This is a genomic window from Pseudomonas sp. NCIMB 10586, assembly GCF_023127895.1.
Taxonomy (GTDB): domain Bacteria; phylum Pseudomonadota; class Gammaproteobacteria; order Pseudomonadales; family Pseudomonadaceae; genus Aquipseudomonas; species Aquipseudomonas synxantha_A.
This window is the reverse complement of the sequence record NZ_SPKQ01000018.1, coordinates 622,343-635,805: the sequence shown is the minus strand read 5'-3', so window position 1 is coordinate 635,805 and position 13,463 is coordinate 622,343. Positions and strand designations below refer to the sequence as shown.

Below are 13,463 nucleotides of genomic sequence, written 5' to 3'. Positions count from 1 at the left end.
AACCAATACTAATTGCCCGTGAGGCTTGACCATATAACACCCAAGCAATTTGACTACTCTAACGAGCATCAGATTGCGGTGTGTGAAGACGAAGATGAACCGAAAGTTCGACGCTCACAAAACACCGAAAGCTGTCACATACCCAATTTGCTGAAGCGAGGCCAACTGGTCACGACTCAGTACCCGAATTTCTTGACGACCATAGAGCATTGGAACCACCTGATCCCATCCCGAACTCAGCAGTGAAACGATGCATCGCCGATGGTAGTGTGGGGTTTCCCCATGTGAGAGTAGGTCATCGTCAAGATTAAATTCCAGAACCCCTGTTTGCTAACGCAAACAGGGGTTTTGTTTTGGGCGGTCGAAAAGTACCGAGCTATTCAATACCCACAGCTTTTTGCAAAGCCTCAAAGATCAGTCGAACCTTGCAGCGCTTCAGGGTTCACAGCAGGGGCGTCATGTATTTATCTCTATCGTTGTGTACCTACAGACACAGGTGCAACGTCTGAGCTCTTATGCAAAATAATCCCCGGAAACAGGCCGCACCGCCTGTCCGGACCCGACCACCCGGACTATCATGCCGATAGCCCAATCCCTTACCGCAAGGAGCCGCTCGGAACGCCGATGCGCCAGATCTGGAAATCTTTTCGAGCCCTTTATTTCGCCTCTTTGATGATGCTGATTGGCTCCGGCCTGCTCAGTACTTACCTGGCCTTGCGCCTGGCGGCAGACAATGTCGACAGTTTGTGGGTCGGTGCGCTGATGGCCGCCAACTATTTTGGCTTGGTACTGGGCGGCAAGATCGGGCATCGCCTGATTGCCCGCGTTGGACATATTCGTGCCTACGCGACTTGCGCCGGAATCGTCGGCGCGGCAGTGCTGGGTCATGGCTTGATTGATTGGCTACCTGCCTGGATCGTGCTGCGGATAATCGTCGGCCTGGGGATGATGTGCCAGTACATGGTTATCGAAAGCTGGCTCAATGAACAGGCGGATGCCAAGCAGCGTGGCGTAGTGTTCAGCGGCTACATGATCGCGTCCTACCTCGGGTTGGTACTGGGGCAGTTGATCCTGGTTATGCATCCTCACCTTGGGCTTGAACTGCTGATGTTGGTCGCGCTGTGTTTTGCGTTGTGCCTGGTGCCTGTGGCCATGACCCGACGCATTCACCCCGCGCCCCTGCACCCGGCCCCGATGGAGCCCCGTTTTTTTATAAAGCGTGTGCCACAGTCTCTTAGTACGGTGCTGGGCGCGGGCTTGATCGTTGGGTCGTTCTACGGTTTGGCGCCGCTCTACGCGTCTCAGCAGGGGCTGACGACTGAGCAAGTCGGCTTGTTCATGGGGAGCTGCATTTTTGCCGGCTTGGTCGTTCAGTGGCCGCTGGGATGGCTATCGGACCGCTATGACCGCGCGCTGTTGATTCGCTGCTTTGCGTTGTGCCTGGCCGTAACAGCGTTGCCGCTGGCGATCATGACTCAAGTACCGCTGGAAGTGCTGTTTGTGGCAGGCTTCTTCTGTTCGCTGGTGCAATTCTGCCTTTACCCATTGGCAGTGGCTTTTTCCAACGATCATGTAGAAGGTGATCGTCGGGTTTCGCTGACGGCCATGTTGTTGGTGACCTACGGCATAGGCGCCAGTATCGGCCCACTGCTGGCGGGCGTAGTGATGAAGTTGTTCGGCAGCCAGATGCTCTACGCGTTTTTCAGTTTGTGTGCGTTGATCCTGGTATGGCGCATCCGCCCCAAAGCAGTGACCAACCTGCACCAGGTCGACGACGCCCCGCTGCATCACGTGGCGATGCCTGACAGCATGTCCAGTTCACCGCTGGTAGCAGCGCTAGACCCACGGGTGGATGAGCAAGTGGTACAGGAGCAGATGCAGGTCACTGTCCCTGACCCGGAACCCGAGCCAGACCCGGTAACTGATGAGCCAGCCAATGAAGAGCCGCAGGAGCCGGTGGACCCGGATGAACATCCCCATGACTTGAGCAGGGCACGCCCCTGAACGAAAAACGGGCAGTTCCTATCAGGAACTGCCCGTTTTTTATTTCAGCGTCCCAACCTTAAAGATCATCGTCCTTGTCGAAGCGCCGAGCCTCGCGCTGCAGCTGGTAGACAAAACGCTCCACCTGGCGCTGCACCAAACCACTCATGTTGTGAAAGCGCACGCCAGCAAAGGTCGTGTTGATCTTGTCTTCGAAGTGCAGGTAGCGCAGTTCGACGGAGGTGGTCATGCTGCCAAAGGGCAGGGCGGCGATAAAGCGGTCATAGACCTGGCCCAACTGCAGGCGCTCGGAGATATCGCCCTCAAAGCGCAATTTGCAGCCGGTGGCGGAAATGTCCAGAAGTTTGCCGCTGATCGGTGCCTTGAGCTTCTCGCCGCCCAGTTCGATATTCACCAATTGCGCAAGTTTCAGCGCGGCGCGAAATGCATTGCGCCGCTGATGGTAAACCACTTCATCAGGCATGCTGCCGCTATAGATACGGTGGCCGTCTTTTTCGCTGATGTTCAGCGTGCCATTGCTTTCCCAGGCAACCCGTACACCTTCATGGAAGCCTTCGATACGAAAGGGTTCGCCGTTCTCGAGGTAGCGCTCACCGTCTCGGGGGATCATTTCATCCAGGGCCAGCGTTTTGCTGTCCCGATCAATATCCACCAAATAGCTTTGAAAGCGCTGGCTGCGTTCGTGGAAAGTGATGATCAGCGGATCATGGCTTTCTTGCAGCATCCGTAATGTGCTGGCGACTTCCAGAGGCGTAGTGAGCACCTTCGGTGGCTGCGGTGCATCTTCCGCATTAGGGGCGTTGAACACGGTTCTTCCATCTCCAGACAAAGTACGACTACACGCAAGAACCGGCATTTTGCCAGTATGTAGCGCTCCTTGGATAGGTCGCGCTGTAAACCGGTGTCAGGCTTGGCTGCGGGTACTTGGCTTGACCAGGCGAGAGGTGGAGCCTTGGGCGTTGTACAGGGCCGGAGGCTCACCACCGTGCAGTATGCGCAACTGATTGGCGGTCGTGGCTTGCTGAAGCTGGATTGATTGGCCGTTGAGCAGGTTGGCTTCCTGGCACTGGGCAAGCAATTGATTGAGTTCTTTGCTTTGCGCCAGTAGTTGATCACCGACCGAGGAATGGCTGGCCAGTTGTGCCAGGCCTTCGTGATCGGCAGGCAGGCCCAGGCTGATGAGTATCTGGCTGCGCTTCTTGCCGTGTTGTTCGAGCAACACAATCAGCGACTGCTTGCGCGCCAGGATTTCTTCGAGCAAGGGCATGTCCCGGCCGTACAGGGCCAGGGATTCTTCCTTGAGCAGCTCAAGCAACTGGTGCGTGGGCGTCAGATCATCAATGATCAGTTGAAGCAGATGTTCGTCGTGGTGCATGGCTGGCCTTGGGTTTTAAGCGTCCAAAAGCCCTGCGCAGGCTTTTGCCTAGCGCTCGGCTTCGAAGTTAAGCAGCTTACTGGCTACACGGCTGCTGTCGACTTTATAGCTGCCGTCGGCGATGGCCTGTTTCAACTCAGCCACGCGAGCTTTATTGACAACCGGCTGATCACGCAGCGAGTCAGTGACCTTCTGCAACTGTTGAGCCTCATTGCTCAGGTGTACCGATTCCCCGCTCTGGCTGGCGCTGGCCTGCTCTGCCTTGGCGGGCAGGGGCTGGGACTTGGCTTCTACGCTGTCCTTGGCACCGTTGGTGCGCGTATTGCCCGGCAAAGCCTGGGTGCTATTCAAACGACTGAAATCAATGACCATGGTGAAAAAAACCTCTGGGTATTTGGACGCTTGCCATGTTTTCGGCCATACCCGGGCAAACTTTAGGCTCGATTGACAATAAACCTGTACCGCTCGACATCCAATACACAGTGTAGGAAAAGCCGGGCTGTGATTCCAGTGATCTATAAAGCAACTTCGACCTGACCTGGCGCCGTGACCCGCGCCTTGATCACGCGATTGGAGTTGAGGTTCTTGACGCGAATCTGTTCGCTCATGCCGCCGTTGGACAGTGCCTCCCCTGGCATCCTTACGTTCAGCCCGCCACTGCTGGCAGAAATCACCACCTGGTCACCCTTGCGAATCACTTCGGCCTGTTCCAGATGAACCAGTGTGATGACTTGATCGGTGACCATTGGTCGGGTGAGTCTCTGCCCGATAGCCTGGTCCACTGAGGTCAGGTAGCCCTGGTTGATCAGGCTGATATCGCGCTCGCGCAGGGCCACATCCTCGTAGCCGATGATGCCGGTGCGTTTCAACGGTCGCGCGACCACTACCACATCGCGGAACAGCTTGACCTGAGCCGGCACGAATACCGTCCAGGGCGAGGCGCCTTCACAGCGAACTTTTACCGTTACGCGTCCGATGGGCTGGGCAGGGCTTTCCAGCGTGGCTGTCAATTCCTTGTCGCACATCGGCATGCGCAAGCGCGGGTCCAACTGGCTGACCTGAATTTCATAACGTCCCGGGGTCTGCGTGGTCGCCAGATAATCTTCTACAGTGAATTCAAGAAAACCCTGGGTGACGCCGATAAGGAGATCAGGCAGGGTGACATTGTCGGCGCGTGCGGTAGCGCCAATGCTCAAGGCAAGCAGCGCCATCACGGTGCTGAACAGCCTGCGGTGGCTAGGGCGTCGGGAAACTGTCGTTTTAATATCCATGTTTAATAAATAGCAAAGCTCGTGCCGTTTAGTGTTGGGTGCGCGTCGTACCCCCAGGATTTAGGAGTCAGGGCATGGCAGGTGTAATGGATTCAGTAAACCAGCGCACACAGCTGGTAGGGCAGAATCGCCTGGAGTTGTTGCTTTTTCGCCTGGATGGCAAGCAGTTGTACGGCATCAACGTATTCAAAGTGCGGGAGGTGCTGCAATGCCCCAAGCTGACGATCATGCCCAAGTCCAGCCCAGTGGTGTGTGGCGTAGCCAACATCCGTGGTGCAACTATTCCCATTCTTGACCTGGCGATGGCCACGGGCTCGGCGGGTTTGCAAGACCGCCAGAACCCCTTTGTGATCATCACCGAGTACAACACCAAGACCCAGGGTTTCCTGGTGCGCTCGGTGGAGCGTATCGTCAATATGAACTGGGAAGAGATCCACCCGCCGCCCAAGGGCACGGGGCGCGATCACTACCTGACGGCGGTGACGCGGGTCGATAACCAGTTGGTCGAAATCATCGACGTGGAGAAAATCCTCGCCGAAGTGGCGCCCACTTCGGAAACCATCTCTGTGGGTGTGGTGGATGCCGAGACTGCACACAAGGCGGTGTCTCTGCGCGTATTGACCGTGGACGACTCCTCAGTGGCGCGCAAGCAGGTCACACGCTGCCTGCAGACCGTTGGTGTAGACGTGGTGGCACTCAATGATGGTCGTCAGGCCTTGGATTACCTGCGCAAGCTGGTGGACGAAGGCAAGAAGCCCGAAGAAGAATTCCTGATGATGATCTCCGACATCGAGATGCCGGAAATGGACGGCTACACGCTCACGGCCGAGATACGCAACGATCCACGCATGCAAAAACTGCATATCATCCTGCATACTTCGTTGTCGGGGGTATTCAATCAGGCAATGGTCAAGAAGGTTGGTGCTGATGACTTTCTGGCCAAATTCCGTCCTGATGACCTCGCATCCCGGGTAGTCGACCGGATCAAGGCAGCAGATCACGGCTAGGGGATTTCCCCCGGCGATCACACGATTTAAGAGGCGGTATCATTGTCTACGGGTAATTTGGATTTCGAACAGTTCCGGGTCTTCCTGGAAAAAGCCTGTGGCATATTGCTCGGTGAAAACAAGCAGTACCTGGTATCCAGCCGTCTCAACAAACTGATGGAACAGCAGGGCATCAAGTCCCTGGGTGAGTTGGTCCAGCGGATCCAGGGGCAGCCGCGCAGCGGGCTCAAGGAAATGGTGGTCGATGCAATGACCACCAACGAAACCCTGTGGTTTCGCGATACCTACCCCTTTGAAGTGCTCAAGAACAAAGTGTTGCCGGAAGCCATCAAGGCCAGTCCTGGCCAGCGCCTGCGTATCTGGTCGGCGGCTTGTTCCTCGGGGCAGGAGCCGTACTCGATCTCGATGTCCATCGACGAGTTCGAGCGAACCAACATGGGCCAGTTGAAAGCCGGCGCGCAAATTGTTGCTACCGACTTGTCCGGCACCATGCTCACCAACTGCAAGACCGGTGAGTACGACAGCCTGGCCCTGGGCCGCGGTTTATCCCAGGAGCGCCTGCAGCGTTACTTCGACCCCAAAGGCGCCGGGCGCTGGGCGATCAAGGCACCGATCAAGAATCGCGTGGAGTTCCGCTCGTTCAACCTGCTCGACAGCTACGCCAGCCTGGGCAAGTTCGACATGGTGTTCTGCCGCAACGTGCTGATCTATTTCTCGGCCGAAGTGAAGAAAGACATCCTGTTGCGTATCCACGGCACGCTCAAGCGCGGCGGTTACCTGTTCCTCGGTGCTTCCGAAGCGTTGAATGGCCTGCCGGACCATTACCAGATGGTGCAGTGCAGCCCGGGGATCATCTACCAGGCCAAGTAAGTCGCACGCAGTTAAAGTGTGGAAGGGGGCTTGCTCCCGATAGCGGTGGTTCAGTTGATGTCTTTATCACTGATACACCGCTATCGGGAGCAAGCCCCCTCCCACATTTGTTTCTGCGGCAACGTTGAAGAAAGCGGCAACTCCCCATTGCCGCTTTACTGGCGCCACGCGGAAACCCGTTGCCGCTTTTCTGGCATAGTCGCCGGCACCTACTCTCGAAACCCTTGATATACGGGCTCCTGAAAGACTGGCACGCACCTTGCTATAACCCTGCTAACGAACAGCAGGTCAGCCTAAAGGTTTCCGCCATGAGCATCAGCTTCGATAAAGCGCTCGGTATCCATGAACAAGCCCTGGGCTTTCGCGCCCAGCGTGCCGAAGTTCTGGCCAATAACATTGCCAACGCCGATACCCCGAACTACAAGGCTCGGGACCTGGACTTCTCTGCCGTGCTCGCCGCACAGCAAGACAAGACCAAGAACGGCACCTTCGCCTTGAACATGACCAACAGCCGTCATATCGAAGCGCAAGGCCTGAGCAAGGGTGACGAGTCGTTGCTGTATCGCACGCCGATGCAGCCGTCGATCGACCAGAACACCGTCGACGCACAGTTGGAGCAATCGAACTACGCCGAGAACTCGGTGAACTTCCAGGCCAGCTTTACCCTGCTCAACAGCAAATTCAAAGGGCTGATGTCAGCCCTGCGTGGAGAATAAGCCATGTCCCTGTCCAGTGTTTTCAATATTGCCGGCAGTGGCATGAGCGCGCAGACCACGCGTTTGAACACCGTCGCCAGTAACATCGCCAACGCCGAGACCGTCTCTTCGAGCATTGACCAGACTTACCGTGCCCGTCACCCGGTGTTTGCCACCATGTTCCAGGGTGGCCAGGCCGGTGGCAGCGATTCGTTGTTCCAGAACCAGGACGCAGCCGGCTCCGGCGTGCAGGTGCTGGGTGTGGTCGAAGACCAGAGCAACCTGGAGGCCCGTTACGAGCCCAACCATCCGGCCGCGAACGAAAAGGGTTACGTCTACTACCCCAACGTCAACGTGGTCGAGGAAATGGCTGACATGATCTCCGCCAGTCGTTCGTTCCAGACCAATGCGGAAATGATGAACACCGCCAAAGCCATGATGCAGAAGGTCCTGACCCTGGGTCAGTAATAAGGGGCGCCAAATAATGGCCATCGTTGATACGTCAAACAACACGGCAGTCCAGGACCTGTTCAATTCCAAGGTCAAGGACGCTTCGAACAATGTCTCGAATGTTTCCAAAGCGGCCACTGGCAACCAGTCGCTGGGCAAGGACGCATTCCTGCAGTTGCTGGTAACCCAGCTGAAAAACCAGAACCCGCTGTCGCCCCAGGACAACGGCGCGTTCGTGGCCCAACTTGCCCAGTTCAGCAGCCTGGAAGGCATCAACACCCTGAACGACTCGGTGAATAACATCTCCAGCAACTTCAGCTCTTCGCAAGCGCTGCAGGCTTCATCGCTGGTGGGGCGGTCGATCATTATCCAGACCGACAAAGCCATGGTTGATACCAGCAAGAGCATGAACGGTTCGGTAGAGGTGCCATCGGCGGCGGGTAACGTTTCCGTCAAAATCACCGACAAGGACGGCAACGTCGTGCGCACCGTGGATATGGGCGCGCAGAGTGCCGGCAGCCAGAGCTTTATTTGGGACGGCAAGAATGACAAGGGCGAGGTCGCCCCAGCCGGCACCTACACCTTCAATGCCTCCACCAAGAACGACAAAGGTGACGCGGTGGCCCTGGCCACCTCGCTACCGGCCACGGTCACCAGCGTGACCTTGAGCAAGACCGGCGGCGAAATGCTGCTCAACCTTGCAGGCGGCATGGGCAGCGTCAAGCTGTCGCAAATTCAGACTATCGGTACATAGAGCCGGCTAAATACGGCAGAGGGAGAGAAACATGTCTTTTAATATCGGCCTTAGCGGCCTCTATGCGGCCAACAAACAACTGGACGTGACCGGCAACAACATCGCCAACGTCGCGACCACTGGCTTCAAGTCATCCCGTGCGGAATTCGCCGATATCTACGCGGCTTCCAAGTTGGGCACCGGCCAGAACAGTATCGGCAACGGTGTGAACCTGGCGGCAGTGTCCCAGCAGTTCACCCAAGGCGATGTCAATGGTAGCGGTGGCATCCTCGACATGGCGATCCAGGGCGGTGGCTTCTTCGTGCAGAAGGGCAGCGACGGCTCGCTGGAATACACCCGTAGCGGTGCCTTCCGAGCGGACAAAGACGGCTATATCACCAACAATACCGGCACCTCGCGCCTGCAAGGCTATGCCGCGGACGAGAATGGCAAGATCACCAAGGGTGGCCTGGTCGACCTGCAGCTGAACCTGGCCAACCTGCCCCCGAAGGCGTCTACCAAGGTGGACTCTTCCAGCAACCTGAACTCCTCGTCGCCGGTGATCGATCAGTCCAAGAACCCGTTTGATCCAACCAAATCCGAAACCTTCACCACGCAATACAGCACCACCTTGTACGACTCCCAGGGCAACGCGCACCCGATGGTGCAGTACCTGGTGAAAACCGATGCCAACCAGTGGCAGGCCTACACCTTGATCGATGGCCGCAATCCTGATGGTTCGGCGCCTACCGGTACCGGTGCTGACGTGAAGGCGCCTGTGCCGTCGACGTTGAGCTTCGATGGTGCTGGTAACCTCAAGAGCATCGTGACCGGCGGTGTTGCCGGTAACACCTTGACCATCAAGGATTGGGTACCTGGCACGGTGACCGATGGCGTATGGAAGGCTAACGATGCGACGGCGAACAAGGACGGCATCGCCATCAACATGGGCACCGTCACCCAGTACAACTCGGCCAGCTACCGTAACCCGCCGGTCACAGATGGTTACGCCACCGGCCAGATCACCGGCTTGAAGATCGATGGCAGCGGTGTGCTCTTCGCCACCTTCAGTAACCAGCAGAGCAAGGCCATCGGCCAGATTTCTCTGGCCAGCTTCAACAATGAGCAGGGCCTGCAGCCCGCCGGCGGTACGACCTGGAAAGAGACCTTCGCGTCGGGTCAGCCGGGCTTCGACGCACCGGAATCTGGCACTCTGGGGTCGATCAAGGCCACCTCCCTGGAGAACTCCAACGTCAACCTGACCAACGAGCTGGTTGACCTGATCAAGGCCCAGAGCAACTACCAGGCGAACGCCAAGACCATCTCCACCCAAAGCACCATCATGCAGACCATCATTCAGATGACCTGATAGGTTAGTGCTTCAAAATGTGGGAGGGGGCTTGCCCCCGATAGCGGTGTATCAGCCAAGTATCCATTGACTGACACCACCCTATCGGGAGCAAGCCCCCTCCCACATTTGCATCTGCTTCACGCTGCCAATCCAGTTATTGACCGAACCGCAGTACCGCAACAAGGGCTTTATGCCCGCCCAAGAAAAAGCCCCCGATACACCCTAGGTGTATCGGGGGCTTTTCTGCCTTAAGTGGTTAAACCCTCGGCAGGTTCAGCTTATTGGCAAGCTTCGCAATCCGGCTCGTCAATCGCGCAGGCCTTTGGCACAGGTGCCGGACCGGCAGGAGCTGCGAGAACCGAATCATCACCATGGTTGCCGCTGGAAACAGCGTTCAACTTACCGGTGTTGATGGTCGACTTCTCGGTGCTGGTTGCGGCCAGGGCACGGAGGTAGTAAGTGGTTTTCAGGCCACGGTACCAGGCCATGCGGTAGGTCACATCCAGCTTCTTGCCCGAAGCGCCGGCGATGTAGAGGTTCAGCGACTGAGCCTGGTCGATCCACTTCTGACGGCGGCTGGCGGCGTCAACGATCCACTTGGTATCCACTTCGAAGGCGGTCGCGTAGAGCTCTTTGAGTTCTTGCGGGATGCGTTCGATCTGCTGCACGGAACCGTCGTAGTACTTCAGGTCGTTGATCATGACCGAGTCCCACAGGCCGCGGGCTTTCAGGTCGCGAACCAGGTATGGGTTGATCACGGTGAATTCGCCCGACAGGTTCGATTTCACATACAGGTTCTGGTAGGTCGGTTCGATCGACTGCGACACGCCAGTGATGTTGGCGATGGTGGCGGTCGGTGCGATGGCCATGATGTTGGAGTTACGAATACCTTTTTGCACGCGGGCACGAACCGGCGCCCAGTCCAGGGTTTCGTTCAGATCAACGTCGATGTACTTCTGGCCACGGGCTTCGATCAGGATCTGTTGCGAATCCAGCGGCAGGATGCCCTTGGACCACAGCGAACCCTGGAACGTCTCGTAGGCGCCGCGCTCGTCGGCCAGGTCGCAGGACGCCTGGATCGCATAGTAGCTCACCGCTTCCATGGATTTGTCGGCGAACTCGACCGCAGCATCCGAACCGTAAGGAATGTGCTGCAGGTACAGCGCGTCCTGGAAGCCCATGATACCCAGGCCCACTGGACGGTGCTTGAAGTTGGAGTTCTGCGCCTGTGGCACCGAGTAGTAGTTGATGTCGATCACGTTATCGAGCATGCGTACTGCGGTGTTGACGGTGCGTTCCAGCTTGGCGGTGTCCAGCTTGCCGTTGACGATATGGTTCGGCAGGTTGATCGAGCCCAGGTTGCAAACGGCGATCTCGTCCTTGTTGGTGTTCAAGGTGATCTCGGTGCACAGGTTCGAGCTGTGGACCACGCCCACGTGCTGCTGCGGGCTGCGCAGGTTGCATGGGTCCTTGAAGGTCAACCAAGGGTGGCCGGTTTCGAACAGCATGGACAGCATTTTGCGCCACAGGTCTTTGGCCTGGATGGTCTTGAACAGCTTGACCTTGCCTGGGTACTCGGTGAGGGCTTCGTAGTACTCGTAGCGCTCTTCGAAGGCCTTGCCGGTCAGGTCGTGCAGGTCCGGCACTTCGGATGGCGAGAACAGGGTCCACTTGCCGTCATCGAAGACGCGCTTCATGAACAGGTCAGGGATCCAGTTGGCGGTGTTCATGTCGTGGGTACGACGACGGTCATCACCGGTGTTCTTGCGCAGCTCGATGAACTCTTCAATGTCCATGTGCCAGGTTTCCAGGTAGGCACACACAGCGCCTTTGCGCTTGCCACCCTGGTTAACGGCGACGGCGGTGTCGTTCACCACTTTCAGGAACGGTACAACGCCCTGGGACTTGCCGTTGGTGCCCTTGATGTAAGAACCCAGTGCGCGCACCGGGGTCCAGTCGTTACCCAGGCCGCCGGCGAATTTGGACAGCATGGCGTTGTCGTGGATCGCGTGGTAGATGCCCGACAGGTCATCCGGCACGGTGGTCAGGTAGCAGCTCGACAGCTGAGGACGCAGGGTGCCGGCGTTGAACAGGGTCGGGGTCGACGACATGTAGTCGAAGGACGACAGCAGGTTGTAGAACTCGATCGCACGGTCTTCTTTGTTCTTCTCTTCAATCGCCAGGCCCATGGCCACGCGCATGAAGAACACTTGCGGCAGTTCGAAGCGGATACCGTCCTTGTGGATGAAGTAACGGTCGTACAGGGTTTGCAGGCCCAGGTAGGTGAACTGCTGATCGCGCTCGTGGTTGATCGCCTTGCCGAGTTTTTCCAGGTCGAAGGTGGCCAGGATCGGGTTCAGCAATTCGAACTCGATACCCTTGGCGATATAGGCCGGCAGGGCTTTGGCGTACAGGTCAGCCATCTCGTGGTGAGTGGCGCTGTCGGCGACTTTCAGGAAGCCCAGGCCTTCGGCACGCAGGGTGTCCATCAACAGGCGCGCGGTCACGAACGAGTAGTTCGGCTCGCGTTCAACCAGGGTACGGGCGGTCATCACCAGCGCGGTGTTGACGTCGGTCAGGGCCACGCCGTCGTACAGGTTCTTCAGGGTTTCGCGCTGGATCAGGTCACCGTCGACTTCTTCCAGACCTTCGCAGGCCTCGGTGATGATAGTGTTCAGGCGGCCCAGGTCCAACGGGGCAAAGCTGCCGTCAGCCAGGGTGATGCGGATCGACGGGTGCGCTTGTACGGCAGCTTCTTCGGCCGGGGAGCGTACGGCACGTTCCTTGGCGCGCGAATCGCGGTAGATCACGTAGTCGCGGGCCACTTTTTGCTCGCCGGCACGCATCAGGGCCAGTTCAACCTGGTCCTGGATTTCTTCGATGTGGATGGTGCCGCCCGAAGGCATGCGACGCTTGAAGGTCGCGGTGACCTGTTCGGTCAGGCGGGCAACGGTGTCGTGGATGCGCGACGAGGCAGCAGCGGTGCCGCCTTCAACTGCAAGAAACGCTTTGGTGATGGCGACGGTGATTTTGTCATCGGTATAAGGAACGACAGTGCCGTTACGCTTGATCACGCGCAGTTGGCCAGGTGCGGTGGCGGACAGATCCAGATTCGAATCAGCGGCCTGCGGCACGGAGCCTTGCGGGTTCTCGCGAGTTGTGTCGGTTTGCATGGGGGGTTGTCTCCACATTCTATATTTATTTGGGCACCATCAAGGTGCCCACCGTTCCGTCCTGAAGCACTTACAGCAGGCCAGGGCCTGGCATAACAACTTCGGGACAGGAGGAAGGGAGCTCATCGCGCCGCTTCCATGCCGAAGTCTTTGGCTTGGGGCCGGGAGCCCTTCGCCGTATTCCTGCTGGGTGACAGTGGCCTGGTTCAAGCCCTGCAACACCCGTACCGTCTTCAGCCAAGCGGGCTTGAAAACGGCTGCCATCCGCGTGCGCGGTTTGGGCTTTGAAAAAATGCTTTGGCTCAACCAAACGTGAGCAAGAAAGCGCTTGAGTTTCTGGTCTGACTTGTGTTTGGTTTTTTCGCTTAAAACCCTACATGTAGGGTTTTTTTAGCGCCGAGGTACAAGATAATGCGTTTTTGGGGGGTTAGCAACGCACTACCTGTGGATAACGCTGTGAGTAAAATGTGTATGAATCGTGGAACACCCGTGTAGGCCGCATTACTACTGGATCACACCGTTTGTCACCGAATA

General features: G+C 57.4%; 12 protein-coding genes and 1 rRNA gene. 8 read left to right on the top strand and 5 right to left on the bottom strand.

The genetic code is table 11. From position 1 onward, the window contains the following. The first annotated feature begins 191 nt into the window (after nt 1-191). Both rrf and E4P01_RS10925 read left to right on the top strand, forming a co-directional pair. Nucleotides 192-307 (top strand): 5S ribosomal RNA (rrf, locus tag E4P01_RS10930). A 317-nt stretch (nt 308-624) separates the two neighbouring features. Continuing rightward, the gene (locus E4P01_RS10925; protein ID WP_005790600.1) at nt 625-2,004 is read left to right on the top strand and encodes an MFS transporter; all 1,380 of its coding nucleotides are present in this window, start codon (nt 625-627) and stop codon (nt 2,002-2,004) included. Nucleotides 2,005-2,062: 58 nt separating this feature from the next. On the opposite strand, the gene E4P01_RS10920 is transcribed toward E4P01_RS10925, so the two are convergent. From E4P01_RS10920 to flgA, 4 genes are all read right to left on the bottom strand, one after another. Then, nucleotides 2,063-2,812 (bottom strand): flagellar brake protein, encoded by a 750-nt coding sequence (locus E4P01_RS10920; RefSeq protein ID WP_005790597.1) that lies wholly within the window; start codon nt 2,810-2,812, stop codon nt 2,063-2,065. Between the two features lie 96 nt (nt 2,813-2,908). Continuing rightward, nucleotides 2,909-3,379 carry a flagellar protein FlgN gene (locus tag E4P01_RS10915; protein ID WP_216091990.1) on the bottom strand — a complete coding sequence of 157 codons (471 nt, stop codon included), beginning with the start codon at nt 3,377-3,379 and terminating at the stop codon, nt 2,909-2,911. Between the two features lie 48 nt (nt 3,380-3,427). Continuing rightward, nucleotides 3,428-3,751, bottom strand: a complete 324-nt coding sequence (flgM, locus tag E4P01_RS10910; RefSeq protein WP_032879838.1) for a flagellar biosynthesis anti-sigma factor FlgM — start codon at nt 3,749-3,751, stop codon at nt 3,428-3,430. A 143-nt stretch (nt 3,752-3,894) separates the two neighbouring features. Then, nucleotides 3,895-4,650 carry a flagellar basal body P-ring formation chaperone FlgA gene (gene flgA, locus E4P01_RS10905; RefSeq protein ID WP_032879840.1) on the bottom strand — a complete coding sequence of 252 codons (756 nt, stop codon included), beginning with the start codon at nt 4,648-4,650 and terminating at the stop codon, nt 3,895-3,897. 74 nt (nt 4,651-4,724) lie between these two features. On the opposite strand from flgA, the gene E4P01_RS10900 reads away from it, so the two are divergent. The 6 genes from E4P01_RS10900 to flgE all read left to right on the top strand — a co-directional run bounded on the left by E4P01_RS10900 (nt 4,725) and on the right by flgE (nt 9,774). Continuing rightward, complete coding sequence (locus E4P01_RS10900) at nt 4,725-5,657, top strand: chemotaxis protein CheV (protein WP_005790590.1); 933 nt, start codon at nt 4,725-4,727, stop codon at nt 5,655-5,657. A gap of 42 nt (nt 5,658-5,699) precedes the next feature. Continuing rightward, nucleotides 5,700-6,527, top strand: coding sequence for a protein-glutamate O-methyltransferase CheR (gene cheR, locus E4P01_RS10895; protein WP_005790588.1), 828 nt, complete (start codon nt 5,700-5,702; stop codon nt 6,525-6,527). Nucleotides 6,528-6,835: 308 nt separating this feature from the next. Further along, nucleotides 6,836-7,243: a flagellar basal body rod protein FlgB gene (flgB, locus tag E4P01_RS10890; RefSeq protein WP_003193573.1), complete on the top strand. Its 408-nt coding sequence runs from the start codon at nt 6,836-6,838 to the stop codon at nt 7,241-7,243. Nucleotides 7,244-7,246: 3 nt separating this feature from the next. Then, nucleotides 7,247-7,690 carry a flagellar basal body rod protein FlgC gene (flgC, locus tag E4P01_RS10885; RefSeq protein WP_005790586.1) on the top strand — a complete coding sequence of 148 codons (444 nt, stop codon included), beginning with the start codon at nt 7,247-7,249 and terminating at the stop codon, nt 7,688-7,690. A gap of 16 nt (nt 7,691-7,706) precedes the next feature. Further along, nucleotides 7,707-8,426 carry a flagellar hook assembly protein FlgD gene (gene flgD, locus E4P01_RS10880; protein ID WP_032879841.1) on the top strand — a complete coding sequence of 240 codons (720 nt, stop codon included), beginning with the start codon at nt 7,707-7,709 and terminating at the stop codon, nt 8,424-8,426. 31 nt (nt 8,427-8,457) lie between these two features. Then, nucleotides 8,458-9,774 carry a flagellar hook protein FlgE gene (flgE, locus tag E4P01_RS10875; RefSeq protein ID WP_032879842.1) on the top strand — a complete coding sequence of 439 codons (1,317 nt, stop codon included), beginning with the start codon at nt 8,458-8,460 and terminating at the stop codon, nt 9,772-9,774. Between the two features lie 260 nt (nt 9,775-10,034). Here the strand turns inward: flgE and E4P01_RS10870 are convergent, their stop codons facing one another. Beyond that, the gene (locus E4P01_RS10870) at nt 10,035-12,929 is read right to left on the bottom strand and encodes a ribonucleoside-diphosphate reductase subunit alpha (protein WP_032879843.1); all 2,895 of its coding nucleotides are present in this window, start codon (nt 12,927-12,929) and stop codon (nt 10,035-10,037) included. Nucleotides 12,930-13,463: the final 534 nt, after the last annotated feature.